The sequence below is a fragment of the Owenweeksia hongkongensis DSM 17368 genome, from assembly GCF_000236705.1.
GTDB lineage: Bacteria > Bacteroidota > Bacteroidia > Flavobacteriales > Schleiferiaceae > Owenweeksia > Owenweeksia hongkongensis.
On sequence record NC_016599.1, the window covers coordinates 523,706 to 547,784 of the forward strand.

The window sequence follows — 24,079 nt, forward strand, 5'->3', positions numbered from 1 at the left end:
TATGAAAAATGTAAGTTCAAAAGTTTGGATAGCTCTAGCCTTGGTGGCTGGTGTGTTTATTGGCGCTTTATTTTTTGGTGGCTCAAAGGAGAATCCTAAAGCCAAAGAAGCCGAGCATGAGCATGAGTCCACAACCTGGACATGCTCAATGCATCCACAAATCCGATCACAGGAACCAGGGCAATGTCCTATTTGTGGGATGGATCTCATTCCCTTAGCAAAGGGAGCTGACCACAAGGATAACCCAATGGCGGTAAAGATGAGTGCAACGGCTGCTAAATTGGCTAACATTCAAACCATAGTGGTGGGCAAGGAAAATGCGATAAAAAGCATTCGACTGAATGGAAAGGTGATGCCAAATGAAAGACTGGTGAAAACGCAACCATCTCATGTAGATGGCCGGATAGAAGAGTTGCTGGTGAACACTACCGGAGAAGACGTAAAAGCCGGACAAAAGTTGGCGAGCATATATTCTCCCGAATTAATTGCTGCCCAACAGGAATTGCTGCAAGCCGTTCAAATAAAAGATAAGCAGCCAGCACTGTATCAGGCCTCTTTAGAAAAGCTCAAATCTTTACGAGTGGCCGAAAGCCAGATTAAGGAATTGGAGTCAAGTGGAAAGGTGATGGAAAACATTGGGATTTACGCGGATAGATCAGGCATAGTGCTGGATAAAAAAGTGAATGTGGGTGATTACCTCAAAAAAGGTGAAGCTCTTTTTACTATTGCCGATTTAAGCAAGGTATGGGTGGTTTTTGATGCTTATGAAGGCGACCTGAATTTTGTTGATGTGGATGATGAACTGAGTTTCACCGTTGCTTCCCTTCCGGGCAAGAATTTTTCTGGGAAAATAACTTTTGTAAACCCTACGGTAAATGCACAAACGCGAGTAACGAGTGTGCGTGTGGAGGTGAAAAATACAGATGGAAAATTAAGACCTGAAATGTTTGCTGTAGCTAATGTTCAATCGGATTTGAGTAATACAAACGAATTGATATTGCCTAAAACTGCCGTTATGTGGACAGGTGAAAGGTCGGTAGTATATGTTCAGGATGGAGATAATGAGGAGCCATCTTATGAACTGCGCGAAGTGTTGTTGGGGCCATCTTTAGGAAATGGCTATTCTATAGCCAGCGGTTTGGAAGTAGGTGAGCGAGTGGTAATAAATGGAACTTTTACGGTGGATGCAGCGGCTCAATTGGCCGGAAAGCCAAGCATGATGAATCCGAAGGGTGGAGCTGTAATGACAGGCCATAATCATGGTAATATGGAAATGTCTTCTGCTGAAGGAAAGTCTGAGGCGAAGGAGATGAACATGGACATCTCTGAGGCAACGAAAAAGGAAATATCTGCGGTGCTGCAATCCTATTTTGAGCTAAAAGATGCATTGGTGACTTCTGATAAAAACGTGGCTGTAAAAGCCGCTGCTAAAATGGAAGCTGCATTGGACAAAGTGAAGATGGGCGAAATGAACGAGATGGCTCATGCTAAATGGATGGAGGCTTTGCCTGTGCTACGTTCATTAATGACCAAGTTTAATAGCGAGGCCAACATTGATGTGCAGCGCAAGGCTTTTTTGCGTGTATCAGAAGAAATGGTGCAAATAGCCGAAACATTTGGCCCCTTTGATAAACCTATTTATGTGCTAAACTGCCCTATGGCTGATAATAACCAAGGGGGTGATTGGCTAAGTGACTCAGAAGAAGTTATGAATCCTTACTACGGTGATATGATGCTGAAGTGCGGGGACGTGAAAAGGAAGATTCAATAATTGTTAATTTAAATTCAGAAAAATGAAAAAGATCAATGTGTCAGTACTGGTGATAGCCTTGGCAATGGCCACCACTGCTTGTAATAATGCAGCAGAAGGCACGCACAATGAAGCCGGCCATGAGATGCATGAGCATGAAGGGCATGAGCATTCAGGTGATATGGAACATCATGAAGCCGATACCGAAACAACTATGGCCAAAACTAGTCTTGATGCGGCAATGGTGACATCCATCACTACAGACTACTTGGCTGTAAAAGATGCTTTGGTAAATGATGATGCAGAGGGAGCGAAGGCTGCTGCTGCAAAAATGCAAAGTGTATTGACAGGCACGGAAGATGAACTGTGTAAGAAATTGCTTTTTGATGCTGAGCACATTAGCGGTACCACCGAAATTGGACATCAGAGAGATCATTTTGAAGTATTGACTAAAAATGTAGTTGCTCTAAATACTCAAGTGAAAACGGGCCAGGATTTGTATATCCAACATTGCCCAATGGCCTTTGATGGCAAAGGAGCTGACTGGGTAAGCAATAGCAAAGATGTGTTTAACCCTTACTTTGGAGAAAAGATGCTGAAATGCGGCAGAGTGCAGAAGAAGATTTAAAAATGTTTAGAGTAAAGTGTACTTCTTGGAGCTAACCGGAGCACAAGGGAAAAGTGTTTTAGCATAAAATTCCTAAGTTTAAATTAATGAGTCCATCGATCCTATAATAAATGGCACGCAGGTAGAGCGCCAGGCAATATCGGTTCAACCGGGGATCTTTGGATACCTCCATTTCTACTTTTATTTGGTTCAAATTACCCTCGTTTCTAGCCGTTGATTACTGTTGCTATAAATTCATGCATCCCTTATTAATACCCGTTGTTGCCGTTGCATTATAATAATGCTTAACAACTACATTGGGTGTGACTTTATAAAGGGGCCTGGATAGTAACATTAAATTATTAAAAGGTTTATAGTTCTGTGAGGAATGTTGGAAGTTTATGGCACAGCTAAAAATAGGGAAGAGGTAGCTGCGGTCAGTCCGCCCAATGGTAGTCAGTAACTTCTTTATTTATCCCCTAGGAAAGGCTCCAAAAAACTACTAGGAGAAAGAAAATTTTTGGGTGTATATTGATCAAGTTAATTGGCATTTGAAGTTCCAATAAGATAGCCGTTGCGTGCCGTTGCGATATGGCAACGGTAGATTGCATGTTTCATAGGTTTTTAGGAGTTGTTAATTATAATACCTTGATCATTAGGTGGATTCCAGGTTAGTGGATGAGCCAAATAATGTGTTTGTACCATTGCAACGGCTGCAACGGTGCCTTTTCAGGTTAGCCTGTTATTCTCCACAGTGACTGTCACATTATCGAAGACTGAAATTTTTGGATTTGACTGAAGCATATTCCATAATAAGAAGAACGACATGCTTAATAAATAGGGTGACAAATAATGCTTGCAACAGTTTGTAACGCAGTACATGACTCTTAGATATTCAATGGGAACAAAGAAGGAATAAGGTGGGAAATGGATGGTATTGATGTGATTTCTAAGCTTGACTTTGCTGGGTATATTCCAACTAAATGTAACATTATAAGATATTTCAATCCAATTGGGGAGTACGTGAAAGTGGGCTAATAGAGGAATGAATTAGTGGTTGAGATTGCAGTTTATGAGGAGACAAAGTAGCCGTTGACTTTCACTTTCCCACCATTGAAATTCTGCAAATGGCCAAATTGCCATATAAACCAGATCCACGATATGGAGAGGAGGGGCAGTCTAAGGAAAGGAAATCTGTAAATAATGACCTTAACCCTTGGATACCTCAGAGAGCACCTCATCCATCTAAAAAGGAAGTGTTAAAGGTATATTATAATAGGAAAAAATATTGTGTTAAAAATAATCATTAAAGTATACATAAACTTCAAACATATATCCGATAGGATAATTTCACTAACATCCTTTGTTTGTTGCTAAGTGTTTATTATATTTGTCATAACGAGAGGTTGGTTTTAGGGAGGCATTTGAGCCGGTGCTCCTCTATATAAATTGAAAGGCTTTACTTACCTCCTCACTCGAGGTGGTTGATTTCTGGGAATTTATTTATGAAAGATTTTTTATCCAAAGTCACTGGGTCGATTTCTCTTTGGGTGGTCATAATTATTGAACGGTAGAATGCGGTTTTGACACCCCGAGCTGGGAAAGTTTTTCCTCTAAAGAGAAAGAAAGGGAACATATTAGCACTTCAATAAAGGCTTTGCTTGCTTGCTCGGTAGAGGTGGGTTGTTTCTGGGAGTTCAATTTGAAGGAAGGCTTTTATTACCCGAATTAATGGACTGATTTCCCCTTTGGGTGGTCAAACTTATTGGACGGTAGAATGCGGTTTTGACACCTCAAGCTAGGAAAGTTTTTCCTCTAAAGAGAAAGAAAAGGAACATATTAGTACTTCAATAATAGTTGTTCATATCTTGAATTTGGTAAAATGTGAACTATGGAAAAGGATCTTTGAAAAGGAACACAAGAGGTTAGTTCAATCAGTTCAGTCATTGAAGCAGTAGTGTGTATGGATAAATAAAATTTTGAAGTGTTTTAAGCACCTTTGTTGCCTTTAAATTTTAAAAATGACCAAGGGTGCCGGAAAAAATACCAACGCCCTTAGGTGGGGTTTAAATAGCTTTTATGGTCGTTTTGTTTATACGGGTTTGGGTGGGGTGTTTTTCTCTGGGCGACTTCTTAGGCTCAAATTTGCGATCCACAAACTTTCTATAAGTAAGATTCAGCGTGCAAGTAACTTGCCCACAAGTTTCAAGTTCTTAAAATTCCAGCTACACATCAAAAAAATTATCACTAAAAAAATGTGATTTATACTGCTTTTTTTATCGAATTTTTCTCTAACATATTCTGTGGTAAAATCAATATTCAATCGTGTACTTATCACTCCAGTCTTCTGCTAGTTCTAAACTGTAATCTCTGATGTATTTTCTGAGTGCATCAACAGTTTTGTGTCGGGTTATAGTCATTAATATAAACTCAGATTCGGCTTTTGTGTGGGTTTTCCTTAGTTCATAATAGATGTCCTGAATAAATGTGTGTCGAAGTGCATACAGCGTGTGGTTAGCTGTCATTAATTTTCCCTGCTTGGTAAGAAATTCTTTAGCTTTTATAAACTGTTCACTAAAAAAGTCGCTCCTTCTAACTTTCTTTCGGCCAGGGGTGCCTTGTTGAGTAAATAGATAGTGATCTGGGTTTTCTGATCCTGAAAGCATTTCATTTAATACATCCTTCAATTTCTCAACGATAGGGATTTTTGCAGCTCCTACTTTGGAGTTCTCCTTTTGAAGGTAGATGACACCTTCAGTCAAATCAATATCGCGTACTTTTAGATGTATTATTTCATTTGGTCTTAAAAATGCATAGGTGACAAAGTGAGTATACTTCTTTAAATAGGGATTGTGCTTATCCATCCAATCACCAAGCATTTTTATTTCGTTTGCACTAAAAGGTGTATGTCTTGAGCTTTGTTCTTTCAGTTTTGGAATTCCTTTACAAGGGTTTCTGCTGATCATTTCTTCTTCCACCATCTTCTCAAAAATAGAGCTCAAGTCCCCGAGGTAATTATTGCGGGTCTTATTTGATGCCTTGCCACCTCCTTTACCCTTTGTTTCAAGAATTACTCGTAGGTACTCCAAAATGATCTTGCGATTAATTTGATTTGGAGACTTGTCGTGCAGGCTTTTGTCTTTTAGAAAAGAAAGGAAATGCAAAAGATTGCGCTCTAAAGCATAATGACTGCGGGCCTTAATTTCACCTTTTTTGATTCTTAAAGTCTCATTAATTGCTGTCTCAATAGTATATTGAGTAGTCGAAATATGAGATTCTTGCTCTAACTTGGAGGTCGGAAAATCGTCCTTGGGGTTCCAGCCAAGGGAAAGTAGTTTTTCAAGAGCGTTTCTAATAATTCGTAGTTGATAATATCTCTCTTGCGGATCTGAGCTACGATTTGGATATAGATGATTTTTAATCTTGGACTTACGGGCTTTGACAAGTTTTTTCTTGTCTTTATCCCAATATCGATAGTATACGTGCCATTGCTTGGAGAGATCGCCTCCATGGTCAACTATTCTAGGTTTGCCAAAGGGTATTTGTTCCATAATTCCCCAATTATTCCCCACTATAGCTAATTCGACTGCTTGTTGAGGAGATAAAGAGCTGTAATTTAGCTCTTTATCATTTGTGCCCAGAACAGGACTTGAACCTGCACGGCCTAAAACGGCCACCAGCCCCTCAAGCTGGCGTGTCTACCAATTCCACCACCTGGGCATTATAGTTTAAGAGTTGTTTTGCTAAATAGGCAAAAGTAAAGGTATGTCTTAAACTAAAAATAGTCCCGATATTATCGGGACTATTTTGTGATTCAGCAGGGGCTCGAACCCTGGACCCTCTCCTTAAAAGGGAGATGCTCTACCAACTGAGCTACTGAATCATGCTTTTTCAAAAGCGGCTGCAAATATAAGGGACTTTATGCTGGAATGACAAGCCTAAAAATGAATTTTTGTTTAATTATTTTTCAAGAGACTAAAAGTCAGTTTGGTAAATGAAAAATACTGTTCTACTTTGGCCTCATGAAGATTTCACTCATTGGATATATGGGCTCTGGTAAGTCTACCATTGGCCCTGAATTGGCAGTTCTTTCAGGATTAGATTATTATGACCTGGATGCAGAGATAGAGAAGCATACGGGCTACACTATTACAGAAACAATTTTTAATAAAGGTGAGCTTTATTTTAGGAAACTAGAACGTGAGAAACTGCATGAAATATTGGCCAAAGACAACTTTGTGCTAAGCACAGGCGGTGGTACACCATGCTATTATGATAACATAGATGTGATAAACAAAAACTCACTAAGTATATACTTGCAGTACAACGTAAAAGAATTGTTTGAAAGACTAAAAGGCAACACTGCTGAAAGGCCATTGATAGCCCACTTGGAAGGTGAACCTTTGCAGGAGTACATTGGTAAGCACCTTTTTGAAAGAAGTACTTATTACGACAAGGCAACCGTGGTGATAAAAGCAGGGAAGCTGAGTAACCTTGAGATACTAAAAGAGATAAAAAATTATACTCATGAATGAGCATTTAAAATTTTTAAAGGAAATAATTGCAGAGAGGCGAACTATAAAGCCGGATCAGTTTACTGGCGAAAGGGTAGATGATTTAATTATTCAGCAAGTGCTGGATGCCGCAAACTGGGCGCCTACACACGGCTATACCGAGCCTTGGCGTTTCACAGTTTTTACTGAAGATGGCTTGGCTACGCTTGGAGATTTTCTGGCTAATTATGATCAGCCAAACCGTGATGTAGAAGACTTTAACCAGGTGCGGTATGATAGGTTGCGAAATAGCCCGCTAAAGTGTTCGCATGTAATTGGCATTGGCATGAAGCGAGGGGACAATCCTAAGATACCTGAGATAGAGGAGATTTGTGCTACAGCTATGGCCGTGCAAAATATGTGGCTGACTGCCCATGCCTTGGGTCTTGGGTCTTATTGGAGCACAGGAGCAAAAGCATTCACTCCTGAAATGAGAGACCTGTTTGGCTTGGGTGAAAACGATCTTTCTTTAGGGCTATTCTTTATAGGAAAACCTGCTATTCCAAATCCAAAAGGAAGGAGAATTTCTAAAGTGGAAGACAAAACTACCTGGGTACGTAGGTAGCCTAAAAGAAGTAGGGGATAAACCAGTAGCAGTAAATCGAAATAATGATTATGCTGGCTATGTTTAGCAAAATTCCTGTTTTGGCCATGTCACCCATTTTTAGGTAACCACTACTAAATACAATTGCATTTGGTGGTGTAGATATAGGAAACATAAAAGCGCAGCTTGCAGCTATCGTAAGAGGTATTGCAAGCTGCATTTCGTTTAGGCCAAAGCTTTGGGCTATTACAAATGACACAGGAATAAATACAGAGACAAGAGCTACATTACTCATTACTTCTGTAAGGAAAAGGGCAAGCGCACAGATTATAAGTACCAAAACAAAAACGTGTGGTGTACTATTTTGACTAATCCAGTTTCCTAGCAGTTCCACAATATTGGTAACCTCCATTCCTTTGGCTACAGAAATTCCTCCTCCAAAAAGCAAAAGAATTCCCCATGGAAGTTTTTCCGTGTCCTGCCACTTTAAAAGCGGCTCCTTACTTCTAGTATCCGGAACCACAAACAAAACCACTGATGCCAGTATAGCGATGGTTGTGTCTGAGAGTGTCGACAACCATTCAATCTTATTAAGTTGAGCCCTGAAAATCCATAGCAGTGCCGTGGAAACCATAATTATAAGAACACGTTTTTCGCCAGATTCTAATTTGCCAAGTTCTTTTAGCTCTTGCTTAATGAGCGTTCCGATGCCTTCAATTTTATCTAGCCTTATTGGAAAAATCACTTTGGTGGAGATGAGATAGGTAGAGGTAAATAAAACAATTACTAAAGGGAGGGCGAAGATTAACCAAGTGGAGAAATCAATTGGGGGCAAACCACTGTCTGAAACAATACTTGCCAAAACTAAGTTTGGAGGGGTACCGATGAGCGTGGTAATTCCACCAATATTTGCTGAATAAGCAATTCCTAGCATTAAAGTAATTCCAAAGTTTCTGCCCGCCTTGCCATCTTTTATTTTGTCACCCAAAAGGGAAACTACGGACATACCAATAGGAAGCATCATTACAGCTGTAGCAGTATTACTAATCCACATAGAAAGCAAGGCTGTGGCGAGCATACTCCCCAATATTATCCGGTTTGGCTTTTCTCCACTTAGGTTTATAATGTTGAGAGCTATTCGCTTGTGAAGATTCCATTTTTCGATGGCCAAACCCAGTATAAAGCCTCCAAGAAACAAGTAAATAACAGGATTTGCATAGTTAGCTGTAGTGGCCTTCAAATCTAGTATTCCGAGCATGGGAAACAGAATGATGGGCAGCAGGGCGGTAACCCCAACAGGAATTGCTCCACCTATCCACCAGGCCAGCATCCATAGCACAGATGCAATCATGCGCACTTGCATATTATCACCCCCAAGGGCTAAACAAATAAGAAATAATAAAGGCCCAATGGCGAGGGAAATCCAACGATTTTTCATTAGGGCTAAAATAGAAATGCTATCATTCTTTTAGGAATGAATGATTGTAATATTCATCGTCAACATATATTTTCAGAATATATGCCCCTGTCGGAAGGCTCTCCAATAACAGATTTTTGCTAAAATCCATAGTTTGAACGACCTGTCCCTTAGCGTTGATAATTTCCACTTTGCTAGGCTTAATATCCTGATTGGAGTAATCCAGGCGAAGTATGTCTTCCACAGGATTAGGATAGATGTGAAACGGAGAAGCTGAACCAAATTCATTTAGACTTACCACTTGAGCATCGCCACATATCAACTCCAAATTATGATTGAACACTAGTTTGCTTACATGCCAAGGTACATCAACATTGAAAACCTGACCATTGCTAGTATTCTCTAGCCTTATAATAGTATCTCTGCCCAAACCTTCGAGGCGTATAGGTAGTGGCATTTCATAAAAACTCACTGATGGATGGGATTGTGTTTGGTTTACAGTAATAGTTACATTATTTCCGCTCTGACCCCAACTTATTTGATAGGTAGGGTAACCTTGCCCATATATCCATTGATTAAAAAATGTGGTTAGATTTTGACCACTTGAGGCTTCTAAGTGTTTTTGAAGGTCGGCAGTTTTGGCGTATCCACCAGCCAAATTAGGGTCAGAAAGATAGTTAGTCAGCCCAGTGAAAAAGGCAGAATCGCCAATTTGATAGCGTAGCATATTAATAACCATTGCACCTTTGTCATAGGATAAACGGCCACTAAAAATCCTCGGAATACTTGTGGTGTCGTCCACATAAACAGAACCATCAGGGGCTGACGTAATATGCTGGATTTTTAAGGATTTCCAATAATTCCAAAGACCAATAGATTGGTATCGTTCTACGGTAAGTCCTTCAAAGTAAGTGGCAAAGCCCTCGTTCAACCAGATGTCATGCCAGCTGCCACAGGTCACATGGTCACCAAACCATTGATGTGCCGCTTCATGAGCAATTAGGGAATAAGGAAATCCACCCATAAAACTCATGGTCTGATGCTCCATTCCGCCTCCCCAGCCAAACTGTGCATGGCCATATTTTTCATTTGAAAATGGATAGGGAATAGTCAGACTGTCAAAAAGCTCCAAGATTTCTATAGTTGCCGGAGTTTCAGTTTGGGCTTTAGTCAAGTTTTCAGGATATACATAATTCAAAATTTCCAGGGGGCCGTTCCTAAGGTTGGCATATTCAGAGTATGCGGAATAGTTGGTTACTGCAAAAGCTACCAAATATGCGGCTATAGGGTTTCTGCTTTTCCAATGAGTGGTTACATTGCTACCGATGGTTATTTCGCTAACAAGTTTTCCGTTTCCAGCAACTTTGTTTCCCGCAGTAGCGGTAACAAATACATCGAGCGAATCAATTTTATCATTCAAGCTTTGCTTGGTGGGCCACCATTCCATGGCTCCATAAGGTTCTGAAAGTGTCCAAATAATAGGGGTGTTGTTGTGCGAGTTTTGCTCAAAAGACCCAAAGCCATTGCTCACGGGTTTGCCTTGGTAGTATATCGTTAACGAATCATTTGAGTTTGAGGCCAAAGGAGCGGGGAGCTGAACCTCTAGAATATTATTTTGCGTTCGGCTAAACGTAAGTGACGTATTATGATATATGATTGAATCAACAGTAAGGCTATCATGCATATCAAACTCAAGTTGAGAAAGGTTGCCTTGGTGGGGTTTAAATCGAAAATGAACAGATCCTTGTATATATTTTATAGCAGGATCAATTTCCCATTTAGCTATGGCGTAGTACAAGTCATAAGTATCAGAAGCGCCTTGTGCAGCATGTTTTTGATGACTAACTTGTGCAGCCTTTTGCTCAGATTGAATGATCAGCTGCTGCGTATTTTCCTGTGGTTGCCATTGAGCATTGGCACAGGCATATAACACAATCAGGAGGAATAATAGTGGATTTTTCATCTATAGGGTTTATGACCCCTAAATGTAGAATTATTCGCGCAAATAGATTTTTACCAATCATTGTTATAATTGATTATGATATGTAGCCTTTTAACTCTACACAATTGAAACGAAAGACTCCAAATTCAGAGCATGATTTGCAACATGCCCACGGCAGGGATATGATTTATAAACTGGACGGCAATGGTCGTTTTACGTTTGTGAATAATGCAATGGCCAAATTTTTTGATGCTACAACCGAAAGCTTGCTGGGGTTATACTTTACGGATGTTATTCGTGAAGATTATCGCAAAAAGGTCTTTGACTTTTATGTAGATCAATTTGAACGTAAGTTACCCTCTACTTATTTTGAATTTCCTGTAATATCTCCTTCGGGAAAAGACCGTTGGGTAGGGCAGAGTGTGGAGGCAGTTACCAATGAAGATCAAATTGTGGAGTTTTTGGCAGTAAGCTCAGATATTACTGATCGTGTTTTAGCCTCGCTTTCATTACGTTATACCGAAGAAAGATATAGACACGTCATTGAAAATATAAACTTGGGTACTTTAGAAGTGACTCAGGACGACACCATAATCAGCGCCAATCGTTCCTTTTGTAATCTTAGTGAATATGAAGTAGACGAGTTAATTACCAAAAAAGCCGTTGACCTTTTGAAGGAAAGGAAAGACAGCGTTTTGGTAAAAAGAATGGCGGATCTAGCTAACGGATCAGCTATAGAGATAGAGCTCGAAAGTAAATCCGGGAATTCCGTTTGGGTAATGCTTTCTGTGGTACCAATAAAGAACAAGCATAATGAGGAAATTGGTCACTTATGTGTATTTCACAATGTGAGCAAAATGAAACTTCAGGAGAGAAGTTTGCAAGAGTTATTGGAAGAGGTAGAAAGCAGAAACGAGGACTTAAAGAACAAACAAGATTTTTTGACTTCGATCAACGATTTTGCAGCTAAGCTAATAGGTTCATCATCTTTAGGACAGGTATTGGACGAAATGACCATGACCGTTGTTCAGAAGTTTGGATTCATTGATTGCCGCATTTATTTATTTGGAGATGATGGCAAGCTGAGGCAAGTGGCATTTTTTCCTAATGAAATTTTGGCCTATGAGGCGGATAGTGAGAGCCTTCAAAAGGTAGTGAGCGAAGGTGTAGCTGTGGTTAATTCCTCTCAAGATGGTTCGGTTATAAATGTGCCTTTGATTGCAGATGGAGAAACCCTGGGGGCAATTCGCTCCAAAACGGTAAATAAGCAATGGGAGGATTTGCAAACCCTGACCACATTGTCCAACCTTTCGGGAAACCGGATAAAAAGTGCCATTGTAAAGCTGAAAAGATTGGAAGCAGAGAGAGCCTTAAAGGAAAGTGAAACGCGCCTTCGCTCTATTCTTGATTCTGCACTTGACGCTATGATTACTATAGATGAAAACGGAATAGTAACGGAGTGGAACCTAAGAGCTGAAGAGATTTTTGGCTATTCTATTGACGAAACTTTAGGTAAGGATTTGAGTAATCTCATTGTTCCGGAGAAATACAGAGAGGCTCACAATGCAGGAATGAAACATTTTTTGAATACAGGAAATGGCCCCATTTTGAACCAAAGGATTGAAATACATGCGGAACATAAAAATGGCGATTATTTTCCTGTAGAGCTTAGTATTGTGCCCATCCAGCTAAATGAAGGATATTTATTTAGTGCCTTTATAAGAGACATCACACTAAAGAAAAAAGCCGAAGATGATATGTCTACTGCTTTGCAAAAGCAAAAAGAGCTGGCAGAATTAAAATCCAGGCTTATTAGTATGACTTCTCATGAGTATAGAACTCCACTTACTACTATAAAAAGTAGTCTGGACTTGCTGAGCTTTATTTTGGAAAACCAGAACTTATTAAATCGCGATAAGATTGAAAAAAACATTAACCGTATTAATTTTGAAATAGACAGACTTAATACCTTGGTAAATGATATTTTGACTGTTGGAAAACTAGAAGCTGGTTCATTGCCCTTTAGGTCTGAGCCGACTGATGTCGTTGAATTATGTAGTTCTTTAATAGAGAACACTTTTGGGCATCAGAAAGATGGCCGGGTGGTAAATCTTGAAGTATTAGGTAATCCAGTAACACTTCAATTAGACGAAAGTCTTTACTCGCATATACTTTCAAATTTGTTGCAGAATGCTTTTAAATATTCACCCCTAGGTAAAAATCCGCAGTTACATCTCAGGTTTGGAGAGGAGCATTTAGAAATACGTGTAAAAGATAGCGGAATTGGTATACCTCTGGAAGAGCAAGAGCTCTTGTTTGACTCTTTCTATAGAGGTAGCAATGTAAAAAACATACAGGGGCATGGTATGGGCTTGGCAATTGTAAAGCAATTTGTAGAATTGCACGGAGGTTCAATAGAAGTGATTAGTGAAGAAGGAGAAGGAACCGAATTTATATTGAAACAACCTTATAAACAAAACTCTCAATAAACTAACTACCCATGAGTAATTACAAAATTCTTATTGTAGAAGATGATCCAAATATTGCGGATACACTAAAAGATATGCTCGAAACCATGGAGCATGATGTAATAGGTGTTTTCGATAATGGCCCGGAGGCAATACTTTTTTTAACAAGAAATAAGGTTGATTTGGTATTGTTGGATATACAACTACGTGGCAGGATGAATGGTATTGAGGTAGCCGGGGAAATACAGGAGACAAATTCTATCCCTTTTATATTTACCACTGCTTATGCAGATAGCAAAACAATTGCTAAAGCCAAGGAGAAGGGACCGTACGGCTACATTGTAAAGCCTTATGGGATGAAGGATATTTATGCCGCCATAGAGATCGCAATTAATAATTATAAGCTTTTGGATGAGCTCCAGGTGCCTCAATTAGAAGCTGCGGATTTGCGTAGCAATCATCTCTACCTAAAAGTAGATACCAAGTTGGTGAAAGTTGATGAAGATGATATTCTATATGTTGAGGCTAAAGGCGATTATGTGCTGTTCAAGACTTTAGAGAAAGGCTTTGTAGTAAATGCCACAATGAAAAAAGTGGAGGAAAAGCTCAATTCCACTAAGTTTTTAAAGGTACATCGGTCCTATATAATCAATCTCGATAAGATAGTAGATATTGAGAATACTACGCTTGTGATTAATGATAAAGTGATCCCAATCAGCCGCTCTCACAAGGATTCGTTACTATCAAGGCTTAATACACTTTGATGTCAAACATCGGGAAATAATGTTTAACCATCAGAATTTTTGTGTTATCGGTCGAATTGGCTTTGTCATGTTATGCAAGCATTATATCTTTGTAGTGTTAGTTTAAGAGTTGGTAATGTTTTTGAGAGGGCATTACCAGATTACTTGGTTCATACAAGTAGTTGCAGTTAGTTTAGTTGAAGTACGATAAGCTCCTAACATGGTTTTAAGTAATGATGATTAGTTAAGGGGTTAACAATTATTAGAGCACACATTTAGAGCTTATCGCGGAATCCCCGAGCTAGTTACTCGGGGATTTTTGTTTTTTATATATCTCTTCATCAAGTGTGATCATCGTAGTGTAAAGCCTAAATCATACTTTAGCATACCAAAATTTAAGGTATGTTGTGCATTGACAATCCATATATAGAGCCGTATTTCAATCAAGCGGTAGAAGAGTATTTACTCAAAAATTCTGACGAAAACATTTTTATGCTGTGGCGGAATGACAATGCCATCATAGTAGGAAAACACCAGAACACTTTGGCGGAAATAAATGTGGATAATGTAAAAGAACGCGACATAAAAGTGGTGCGAAGACTTACTGGTGGAGGTGCAGTATTCCATGATTTGGGAAATCTGAATTATACCTTTATAATGGGGTATGGAGAGGAAGGAGCCAAGGTGGATTTTAAAAAATATAACCAGCCTATAATTGACGTTTTGGCTGGCTTAGGCGTAAAGGCTCACTTTTCTGGGCGCAACGACATTTTGATTGATGAGCAGAAGTTTTCCGGCAATGCGGAGCATATTTACCATCAAAAGCAAAGAGTGCTGCATCATGGTACTTTGCTTTATGCTTCCAATGTTAAAGACATTTCGGATGCTCTAAAAGTAAACCCACTGAAATTTGAGGGTAAAGCCCGAAAATCTGTGGTAAGCCGGGTTACTAATATCTCTTCTCACCTAAAGGATGATATTGGGGTGGAAGCTTTTCGACAGGAAGTGATGATGCACATTACTAAACTATACCCGGATGCTGAACCATATACTCTTACGGAAACCGATAAGAGAGAAATACAAGAGCTAGCTGATGAAAAGTATAGCCAGTGGCATTGGAACTTTGGTTATTCACCCAAGTATGGTCTTAAAAAAGGTGTGAAAACTCTGGGTGGTCACGTTGAGGTTCATCTTAATGTAGATAAAGGACTGATTACCGATCTTGACATTTTTGGCGATTTCTTTGTAAATAAAGACATTGAGCCATTAGTAGAAGGATTGAAAGGAGTGGAGCACCGCGAAGATGCTGTTTTACAAAAGCTTAAAGACCTGCGAAGTAGTGCTTACTTCAATAATATTTCTGAAGAAGAATTGATGGAGGCGTTTTTTTGAGACAGGCTATGAGTTGTAGAAACCACACGAAGGGATTCGTGCGGTAGCAGGGCATTTTTTTGATGAAGTATAGTGCTTTTGCAAACCTATTAGCGCAGGAAATTTGAACTATAATCTAATTGGGGCTAAACATTTCTTACCAATTGTTATACTCAAATTAAAAATGCAGAATATGCCTATTGTAGTGCACACTTATTTTTAATTATCTTCAATATTCCAACCAAATCTAAACATTATGAAAACCTTACATCACATTTACTGGTGGAACCTTGAAAACCTATTTGATGAAGATAGTTCATCTGAAAGGCCGGCATGGCTGCAAAGCCGATTGCGCAGCGAACTGAAAGGGTGGACTAAAACCGTATTAGACAAAAAACTGACCAATTTGACTAATATCATTTGCCAGCTTAATGGTGGCAATGGCCCGGATATACTAGGTGTTTGCGAAGTAGAAAATAAGGCTGTACTGGAAAAGTTGATGATAAAGCTCCACGCTCAGTTACCCAGAACTTATAAAGTGATGCATCAAGATACCAGCGATGGACGTGGAATTGATGTAGCCATCATTTATGATACTCAAAAATATAGCGATGACGGTCGTCAGTTTTCACTGGAAATAATGAAGCGCAATGCTACACGTAATTTGTTTCAGGTGCAGCTTACCACCAGTGCAGGTAATGAATTGGTGCTAATAGGCAATCACTGGCCTGCACGCTCAGCTGGGAAATATGAAAGTGAGCCTTATAGAATGATGGTGGGGGAAACGTTAAGCTATTGGATTGAACGGGTACATGATATAAAAATGGAAGAAAGAGGGGAGAAGCACCCTGCTATAATTCTCATGGGAGATTTTAATGATAACCCTTATGATCGCTCACTTACTGAGTATTTGCGTAGCAGCGGTACTCTAGAAAAAGTAAAAAACTCTACTAGCCATATTATGTTTAATATGATGTACAGCTTTGTGGGGGGTGACATCGGCACATATGTATATGGTAATGATATCAATGTGTTGGATCAATTCATTGTGTCCCGTTCCTTGGTGGTTGATTATTATAAGTATCCTTTTCAAGTGGAATCTATACAAATAGTGTATTACCCCAATATGGTAAAAGGTGACTATAATACTCCGATACGTTTTTCACGACCCTCTGAGTCCAGTTATAATCCTAGCGGGTATAGCGACCATTTACCTATTGAATTGGTGATTGAGGAAAATTAATAATAGAGCATTAAATTAATGTCGAGACAGGAAATTGATAATTTCTACCTAAATCTTTCGGAGCCAAATAGAGGGTGCATGCTCAGCTTACGAAGCATTCTCTCTAATTGCCACCCGGACATTACACAGGAGTGGAAGTATCGTCTTCCCTTCTTTTACCTCAAGGGTAAAATGTTTTGCTATTTATGGATGGATAAAAAAACAACACATCCTTATATCGGTTTTACTGATGGCGGCCAAATGGAACATCCATCGCTTATTCAAGGAGATAGAAAAAGAATGAAAATATTACTGATTGACCCAAATAATGATATTCCGCTAAACCTTTTGAAGAAAGTTTTGAATGAGGCTTTGGCCCTTCGTAGTTAACTATTCTTCTTTCCCAAAAAAGTAAGCGACACCTATACCCATATTTGCCCTACCTGCAGGTTGTGCTGACGGTATTTCTTGCGAAAGTGGTATCTGTGCAAAAGTGTTGATGAGTAACCTTTTGATATATAAATCTACACCTATGGTAAGATTAACAAAGGTGCCACCACTGTATTCTTTTAGTTGGTCATACTGGTAATCTTGGTCAAAATGTTCCAAGCCAATTCCTACACTTGGTAAGTATGCAAACTTCTTGGTTTCTCCCCAGTAGAACAATGCCATTGCAGCGCTCAACTGGTTTCCATAATCATAGGTCAATTCGTTTTCACCATTAAAGGTGTAACGCAAATTAGTGTTAAGTCCCCAAGTACGATAACGCAAGGTGTGGATAAGGTGAAGGTTATAACTAAATGCACCACTTCCCACTTGAAACCCTGCTGGCAGCATAAGTTTGGTGTCATCACGCTGCTGATATTTTCCACTTGGTAGAGTAGCACCACCACCTATTAGTAATAGATTTTTCCAGTCAGAGGTAATGCTATCCCCATAATCCACTAAGGTGTAGTTTATGTTGGCACTAATGTCTCCCACACCTTGAATTTCAGTAGTGCGCTGGGTTTCTAATCTTTGGTTTACAGAGTAGGGCACGGTAAGAAACAGTTGCCAGCGATCGGCTGGATAGTATCTCATCCAAGCTTCGGTACGAAAGAAACGGTCTTCAAGCACTTGGCTACTGGCGTCATTTGAATTAATGTTATTGGATGGGTGCAAAAAGTTGCTGTACTGAAATCGTACTCCGGCAATGTTTTGGTTGAATTGAGGTAATACACCTAAATATCCCATTCCGGCTCCGCAGCCACAAATGTCGCAGGCTAATGAATTTATTGAATAAAGAGAGATTGCAATTACAAGGATTACTGACCTTTTCATTATTGCTATAAGTTTTGCTTGCTCTTGGCAAGCGATGGTTTTGTAATATAATTATAGTCCGTAAAGGTGGTAAGAAATTTCACTAAATCCTGCTTCTCATTATTTGTAAGAATGATGGGCTCCTGAAGCTCTTCCGCTAAATTAGGAGTTGGCTGTATACTGGTGGTGTAGTGGTCAATAACCGCATCCAAAGTTTTAAAACGTCCATCGTGCATATATGGATAGCTCAGTTCTACATTACGTAAACTGGGAACTTTAAACTTTCCTCTATCATTTTCGTCTTGAGTAATCCGAGCTCTTCCCAAGTCGGCAGAAGTAATATCCAAGCCGTTATTTTTAAAACTAAAATCAGTGGTCAGTGCACCGCTGTGGCATGAAACGCAATGCTGTTGAAAAATCTTATAGCCGCGCTTCTCACTTTCGTTAAACACATTTTTGCCTTGTAGGTGCTCATCAAACTTACTTTCAGAAGAAATCATCATACTCATAAACTGAGCTAAAGCGAAAAGCAGTTTCTGATCTGAAATGCTATCTACATCAAAAGCTTGCTTAAAGAGTTTGCGATAAGTAGGGCTGGCATTAAGTGTAAGCATAGTTTTTGCAAGACTGCTGCCCATTTCGGCAGAATCGGTAATTGGTGCAATAGGCATCACTTCAATGTGATTTATTCCACCATCTGCCATAAATGAGGGAAACCAAGCCAAATTAGCCAGGGCGGGGGAGTTCCGTTTTCCAAGAAGTCCATCAATTCCTTCACTTTTGGCCTTACCAGGATCAGCAAAACCGGCTTCAGGAAGATGACATGACCCACAGGAAATTGAACCAGATGCCGATAAGATAGGATCGTAAAAAAGTTTGCGACCTAACTCAAAGCCATCTTTGGTTACAGGATTGTTTTTAAAATTATAATGAGGAGCAGGAAAGTGCCCAGGTCTTTCAAACCCTACAAAACTGACTGGTTGTAACTCAGTTTTGTCTGGTCTACAGGATGAGATAAGAAAAAGGACACCCACCACCCATAGCAGGCGTCCTTTAGTAATAAGCGATATTTTTCTACTGCCAAGCAATTAGTCGTGGATATGATCCAAGATAAATGCCTCAGCCAAATTGTGAGATACCATTTTAGCATCATCACCCGGCATACGAACACGGCTAAGATTAGCGATGCTTATGGTATGGTGATCACCATCAAACAGCTTCTTTACATCGGTTATGATGTGCATTTGAGGTGATGCATTTGGGCTTATGTTCAACATATGATTGTGCATGTGATGAGAGTTGGTAACCTGAGCGGCATCAGGCCCCCCAAAACCACCTACATGGTAGCTAAAAGTGCTATCTGAAGATGCCAACGAATTACCCTCAGCTTTGATAAATATGTAACCTGTGTTCCAGCTCCAAAACATATTATTTGATGTACTAAGAGCGCCTTCTTGTGCGCCAGCTACATTGCGAGCGCTATCTACGCCTATCATGTAGCTTATTTTGTGGTATTCACCAGTTGGCACATCTTCAATCAAAAACATGGAAGAGGAAGGTACTGCGTGGTCAATTAAGTGATAGCTTTCTTCTTCACTCCACACGGTTCCGTCCACTTTTTCCAGCTTAATGTTGCTAATGTAATAGCGTAGGTTGTTAAATTCCAATTTTTCGCCACTACCATTGGTATACTCTGTATTGTAGGCAAAAGCGTTACCGTCAAATGTGTGCTCTATCTCAAAGGTAAAGTCACCATAAGTAACATTGTCGGATGGATCTTGAGTGTCGTCTTTGCTATCATCATCACATGATGTAAATAGTGCAACAGAGGAAAGAAGGGCTATAAAGCCAAGGTTTTTTAAACTTTTCATAATTGTAAGTCTTGAAATAATTTTTTTGAATAAAACTGCCTGATAGGTGCAGACATACACGTGTAGATGTAAACCATAGCATACAACTACAAACCAATTACCCGAAAGGGCAATACAATAAATTTAGGATATACCTAAGCTTGACGGGGTGGGTGAAAAATATCATGGGTATACATGCTCTCTACGCGATTGGTAGGTGCAGGTAGATTTTCAGAAGAATCTGCTTGAAGAGATTCAATAGGCTGAAAGGTGAAATCATTTACTACAAAGGAAAAACATTCCATTTGTGTGATTTGTGGCAATTGCTGAGGTTCGTCTTGCTCATTTTCTGTAAGTTTCAACTTTTGCATTAGCACACATTTACCACCACATTCCATTTCTGGTTTGTCACGGTTTTCACAAAGGTTTTTAGCAATGTAATCCTGATGGATAACAAAGTCAGCCGTGATGGCCACTTTTGAAACCCAAGGGAATGCCAGTACGGCACAAAGGATAAATGCTATGAAACCTCTTAACATGGCGACAAAACTAAATCAAAAAGTAATAATAGCTAAAGATATTCCTGCAATTCTGGTTTATCATTTATTTTACGGTGGCTTTATCAATGTTATCAAAATCTTAAAAGTTCATCTAGTGAGGTATGATAAAATTCTTTTTCGCAACTTTGTTGCGTTAAATAAAATGTCTTGCGTCTACCACTATTTGCACTCTGCTTTTTTAGCTCTATTAGTTTTGTCTTTGCTCAGCATAATCTGGAAGTAGCGCTTCGTGATAATGAAACCCGTGAGGCCATTCCCTATGCTATGATGGAAATTCACGAAAGTGGCCAGCGCATTAATACAGATGTGTTTGGTACTTCCTTAGTGAAGTTAACCAAAGGAAGTTATCACCTTCACTTTTCGGCTACAGGTTTTGAAGCCAGCGATCTTGATATTACATTAAAAAGAGACACTTCTTTTACAGTATTTCTAAAACCAACTTTTGTAGAATTGCGAGAGGTTCTGATTGAGGAAGGTATTTCTAAAACCACAAATCGGAAGCTTACACAAGACATTGAGCGAATCAATATTTCGGAGAATAGCAAAACTGATGGAGCAACTTTAGCAGAAGCTTTAAGTAATGTAGCCGGTGTTGCATCATACAACACGGGGGTAGGTATAGCAAAACCAATTATTCGCGGATTTACCGCCACACGAATTTCAGTTTATGATCAAGGGATAAAGCAGGAGGGCCAGCAATGGGGCATGGATCATGGTTTGGAAATTGACCCTTTTAGTGCTAATCGTATGGAAATTCTTAAAGGTGCTGGGGCCTTGCAATATGGCTCTGATGCTTTGGGGGGAGTTGTGAAACTACTGCCAGACCCCGTTCCAGATAACGGTTTTTCAGGAGGGTATACAGGAATGTATAAGTCAAATAACGGAACCATTGGAAACTCTGTCCACCTTAATATCAAAAAAGATAAGCACTTTGTGAGTGGACGTATCAGCTATCAGGATTATGATGATTATAGAATTCCAGCTGATGAATTTACATACAATGGATTTGTGCTTCCGGTGGTAGACAATAGGCTAAAAAACACAGCAGGTAACCTTTTGAGCGGCAGGCTCACGTATGGCTATTTGGGTGAAAAGTACAATTTGAGATTAATGGCCAGTCAGTACAAGCAAAATGTAGGCTTGTACCCAGGTGCTACAGGAATTCCCAGAGCTTATGATGTGGCTAATATTGGAGATGTAAGTGATATCGATTTGCCCAACCAGGAGGTGATTCACAGTAAGCTTTATGCAAAACTCAATGTGAAAATTAAGGACAATTGGCTTATCACCGATGTTGGATTTCAGCAGAATGATAGAGTAGAAAATTCAAATCCTCATTCACATGGTTTTATCGAAATTGATGAGGACGATACTGAAGCACTAGGTCTTGACTTAAAAACCTTGAGTTTAAACAGCAGTTATAGCTGGAGCAAAAAAAAGATAAAATATGTTTTGGGTACTAACCAGCAATACCAAAAAAATGTGCGAAGTGGCTGGGAATATTTGTTGCCCGACTTTGAAACGTATAATGGTGGAATTTTCACTTTGCTTAACGGTGATTTTAGCGAAAAGCTAAGTTGGAGTGGAGGTGTGAGATTGGATTATGGATACGTCAATTCCAAGCAATATCTGCAACCTTGGTATAATGACTTGGACTCATTAGTAGAGCGATCACCGGATTTGGATAGACATTTTTTCAATTATGCGGCTTCGGCTGGAGTGAGTTATTTCCCGAATGATACCTGGAATTTTAAGGTAAACCTTGCTAAAAGTTTTAGGGTGCCTGTGCCTGCTGAATTGGCAAGCAATGGTGTGCATCATGGTACATTTAGACATGAAATAGGAAGTTCGGATTTGGATGCTGAAGAAGGCTACCAACTAGATTTGACAGCTATTTTTCAGAAAAAAGCCTTCTATATAAAATTAACACCGTTTCTAAATTGTTTTACAAACTATCTATACTTAAGGCCTTCGGGTATGTTTAGTCCTTTGCCGGATGCGGGGCAGATGTATATTTACTCGCAGACACAGGCTTTACATACTGGTGGTGAATTATTTGCTGAGGTTCACCCAATTGAGCATTTGCACATTTCCACAGCTTTGGAATATGTTTTTAATCTGAATTTAGAAACAAATCTGCCCTTACCATTTACCCCACCGCTCTCTAACTTATTCTCCGTGGAATATGATTTGATTAAAAATTCAAAAGTAAAATGGACCATTGTTGGGGAATATCGCGCTACATCTGCGCAGAATAGAGTTGATAGAAACGAAAAGATAACACCTGGCTACAATCTTTTTAATGCAAAAACAACATTACAATTTCCGGTTTGGAAAACAGATTGGGTTTTAGGATTGTCTTGCAGAAATATTGGGAACACCGCTTACTTAAGTCATTTGTCACGATACAGGATTTTAAACCTACCAGAGCAGGGCCGAAATATTATTCTATCGTTAAATGTTGGTTTTTAATTTGCAACAATGTTGCATTTGTGTAAGTTTGCATTATTAATAAAATTAAGAAATGAAAACAGTATTTAAAGTATTACTGCCAATTGTAGGTTCGGCCTTTTTGATGGCTTCATGCGATAAGGATGACGACAATGACACCACAGCACCAATTATTAAATCAGCTACTATTGATGGTAAAGTGGAGGATATTGAAGTTACAGCAGGAACGGCTATGACCTTTGTGGTAGAAGTAAGTGATAACGAAGATTTGGGACAGCTAAAGCTGGATGTACATGACAATTTTGACGGACACACTCACAAAAGTACTGCAAGTGTTAGCTGGGCTGAAGTGAAAATCGTAGAGCTTTCGGGTACAGATAAAACTGTAACGCAGGAGATGAATGTGCCGGCAGAAGCTACAGCTGGTCCTTATCACGCAGATATTTTGCTTATCGATGCTGAAGGTAATGAAGGCGAATTTGTGGAAAGAAGTATTATGATCAGAAATGGAAGTGAGCCAGGCATTAACGTTACTAACCCTGACCTAAGTGGAGAAGTACATGCAACTAAAGGTTCTACACTTACTATAGAAGGAACTGTATCTGACGATGTTGATCTTGCTGAAATTTATATTGTGCTGGAAGAAGAGCATGATGACGATCACGATCATAAATCAACTCAGGAAGAGGCGCTGTACGAAATGGATTTTGACCTTACGGGTTCGGCAGATGTAAGTTGGGATTTTCAAACCGATGGAAATGTTAATATTGCAATACCTGCAAACGCAGAAACAGGCCACTATGAACTAACTATAAGAGCTGAAGATGCTGAAGGAAATATCAATATCTTAAGTGGCGAAATACATATTATGTAATGAATGCTGAGGCACTTTTAAAATCACATGGATTACGCAAAACCGCTGGGAGACTGGCGGTTTTGGCGTTATTTTCAAAAGAAGGAAAAGCACTTTCGCACAGTGAACTTCAGGATGGAGTAACTGAAAATGTGGATCGTGTAACCTTATATCGGATTTTAGAATCCTTTGAGCAAAAAGGAATTCTGCATAAAGTGCCGGATGATCAGGTCTCAGTAAAATATGCGCTCTGTGATCATGAGCATGAAGTGGGAGAGGCCCACTCTGATAATCATGCTCATTTTAAATGTCGTGTTTGTGGTGATACCGTTTGCCTTGATGACTCTGAAATTCCACAAATCCAAGTGCCGAAAGGTTATGTTGTAGAGGGAAGTCTTCTGCTTATAAGTGGGCTTTGCGCAAAATGTGCTTAGATTTTTTTTAAGCCA

At 39.5% G+C, this 24,079-nt stretch carries 19 protein-coding genes and 2 tRNA genes; 12 read left to right on the forward strand and 9 right to left on the reverse strand.

Translation table 11 applies throughout. The annotated features are described in order from the left end of the window. Position 1: 1 nt before the first annotated feature. Together OWEHO_RS02425 and OWEHO_RS17700 are read left to right on the forward strand one after the other, a co-directional pair. Complete coding sequence (locus OWEHO_RS02425) at positions 2-1,771, forward strand: efflux RND transporter periplasmic adaptor subunit (RefSeq protein WP_014200869.1); 1,770 nt, start codon at positions 2-4, stop codon at positions 1,769-1,771. Positions 1,772-1,793: 22 nt separating this feature from the next. Further along, a complete protein-coding gene (locus OWEHO_RS17700; RefSeq protein ID WP_014200870.1) occupies positions 1,794-2,378 on the forward strand; it encodes a DUF3347 domain-containing protein in 585 nt (194 codons plus the stop codon). 2,291 nt (positions 2,379-4,669) lie between these two features. On the opposite strand, the gene OWEHO_RS18160 is transcribed toward OWEHO_RS17700, so the two are convergent. The 3 genes from OWEHO_RS18160 to OWEHO_RS02450 form a co-directional block, all read right to left on the reverse strand. Further along, positions 4,670-5,908: a tyrosine-type recombinase/integrase gene (locus OWEHO_RS18160; RefSeq protein WP_143764470.1), complete on the reverse strand. Its 1,239-nt coding sequence runs from the start codon at positions 5,906-5,908 to the stop codon at positions 4,670-4,672. Between the two features lie 83 nt (positions 5,909-5,991). Beyond that, positions 5,992-6,077 (reverse strand) — tRNA-Leu (locus OWEHO_RS02445). 90 nt (positions 6,078-6,167) lie between these two features. Continuing rightward, a tRNA-Lys gene (locus tag OWEHO_RS02450) sits at positions 6,168-6,240 on the reverse strand. Between the two features lie 139 nt (positions 6,241-6,379). On the opposite strand from OWEHO_RS02450, the gene OWEHO_RS02455 reads away from it, so the two are divergent. Further along, positions 6,380-6,892, forward strand: coding sequence for a shikimate kinase (locus OWEHO_RS02455; RefSeq protein ID WP_014200874.1), 513 nt, complete (start codon positions 6,380-6,382; stop codon positions 6,890-6,892). Then, the gene (locus tag OWEHO_RS02460; protein ID WP_014200875.1) at positions 6,885-7,475 is read left to right on the forward strand and encodes a nitroreductase family protein; all 591 of its coding nucleotides are present in this window, start codon (positions 6,885-6,887) and stop codon (positions 7,473-7,475) included. Before OWEHO_RS02455 ends, OWEHO_RS02460 begins: the two co-directional genes overlap by 8 nt. A gap of 1 nt (position 7,476) precedes the next feature. Here the strand turns inward: OWEHO_RS02460 and OWEHO_RS02465 are convergent, their stop codons facing one another. Next, the gene (locus OWEHO_RS02465; protein WP_014200876.1) at positions 7,477-8,892 is read right to left on the reverse strand and encodes an SLC13 family permease; all 1,416 of its coding nucleotides are present in this window, start codon (positions 8,890-8,892) and stop codon (positions 7,477-7,479) included. A gap of 22 nt (positions 8,893-8,914) precedes the next feature. Beyond that, entirely contained in the window at positions 8,915-10,834 is a 1,920-nt protein-coding gene (locus OWEHO_RS02470; protein WP_014200877.1) for a M1 family aminopeptidase, read from the reverse strand. Positions 10,835-10,938: 104 nt separating this feature from the next. Here OWEHO_RS02470 and OWEHO_RS02475 point away from each other — a divergent pair, with 104 nt between their 5' ends. The 5 genes from OWEHO_RS02475 (at position 10,939) to OWEHO_RS02495 (ending at position 17,007) form a co-directional block, all read left to right on the forward strand. Further along, positions 10,939-13,302 carry a PAS domain S-box protein gene (locus OWEHO_RS02475; RefSeq protein ID WP_143764472.1) on the forward strand — a complete coding sequence of 788 codons (2,364 nt, stop codon included), beginning with the start codon at positions 10,939-10,941 and terminating at the stop codon, positions 13,300-13,302. A gap of 11 nt (positions 13,303-13,313) precedes the next feature. Beyond that, complete coding sequence (locus OWEHO_RS02480) at positions 13,314-14,045, forward strand: LytR/AlgR family response regulator transcription factor (RefSeq protein ID WP_014200879.1); 732 nt, start codon at positions 13,314-13,316, stop codon at positions 14,043-14,045. Between the two features lie 381 nt (positions 14,046-14,426). Further along, entirely contained in the window at positions 14,427-15,416 is a 990-nt protein-coding gene (locus OWEHO_RS02485) for a lipoate--protein ligase (protein WP_014200880.1), read from the forward strand. 235 nt (positions 15,417-15,651) lie between these two features. Further along, on the forward strand, positions 15,652-16,638 hold the full coding sequence (locus OWEHO_RS02490; RefSeq protein ID WP_014200881.1) for an endonuclease/exonuclease/phosphatase family protein: 987 nt from the start codon (positions 15,652-15,654) through the stop codon (positions 16,636-16,638). Positions 16,639-16,716: 78 nt separating this feature from the next. Beyond that, on the forward strand, positions 16,717-17,007 hold the full coding sequence (locus tag OWEHO_RS02495; protein WP_223252710.1) for a DUF1801 domain-containing protein: 291 nt from the start codon (positions 16,717-16,719) through the stop codon (positions 17,005-17,007). Here OWEHO_RS02495 and OWEHO_RS02500 read toward each other — a convergent pair whose 3' ends face one another. From OWEHO_RS02500 to OWEHO_RS17705, 4 genes are all read right to left on the reverse strand, one after another. Next, entirely contained in the window at positions 17,008-17,937 is a 930-nt protein-coding gene (locus tag OWEHO_RS02500) for a hypothetical protein (RefSeq protein ID WP_014200883.1), read from the reverse strand. Between the two features lie 5 nt (positions 17,938-17,942). Continuing rightward, complete coding sequence (locus tag OWEHO_RS02505; protein ID WP_052301072.1) at positions 17,943-19,004, reverse strand: cytochrome-c peroxidase; 1,062 nt, start codon at positions 19,002-19,004, stop codon at positions 17,943-17,945. Then, entirely contained in the window at positions 19,005-19,787 is a 783-nt protein-coding gene (locus tag OWEHO_RS02510) for an MbnP family protein (protein ID WP_014200885.1), read from the reverse strand. 134 nt (positions 19,788-19,921) lie between these two features. Beyond that, complete coding sequence (locus OWEHO_RS17705) at positions 19,922-20,305, reverse strand: hypothetical protein (RefSeq protein WP_014200886.1); 384 nt, start codon at positions 20,303-20,305, stop codon at positions 19,922-19,924. Positions 20,306-20,473: 168 nt separating this feature from the next. Between OWEHO_RS17705 and OWEHO_RS02520 the strand changes: the two genes are divergently transcribed. Genes OWEHO_RS02520 through OWEHO_RS02530 form a run of 3 tightly spaced genes read left to right on the forward strand, consistent with a single transcriptional unit; the run spans position 20,474 to position 24,064 of the window. Next, entirely contained in the window at positions 20,474-22,798 is a 2,325-nt protein-coding gene (locus OWEHO_RS02520; protein ID WP_014200887.1) for a TonB-dependent receptor, read from the forward strand. Between the two features lie 52 nt (positions 22,799-22,850). Next, positions 22,851-23,651, forward strand: a complete 801-nt coding sequence (locus tag OWEHO_RS02525; RefSeq protein ID WP_014200888.1) for a DUF4625 domain-containing protein — start codon at positions 22,851-22,853, stop codon at positions 23,649-23,651. Further along, the gene (locus tag OWEHO_RS02530; protein WP_014200889.1) at positions 23,651-24,064 is read left to right on the forward strand and encodes a Fur family transcriptional regulator; all 414 of its coding nucleotides are present in this window, start codon (positions 23,651-23,653) and stop codon (positions 24,062-24,064) included. Before OWEHO_RS02525 ends, OWEHO_RS02530 begins: the two co-directional genes overlap by 1 nt. Positions 24,065-24,079 lie beyond the last annotated feature (15 nt).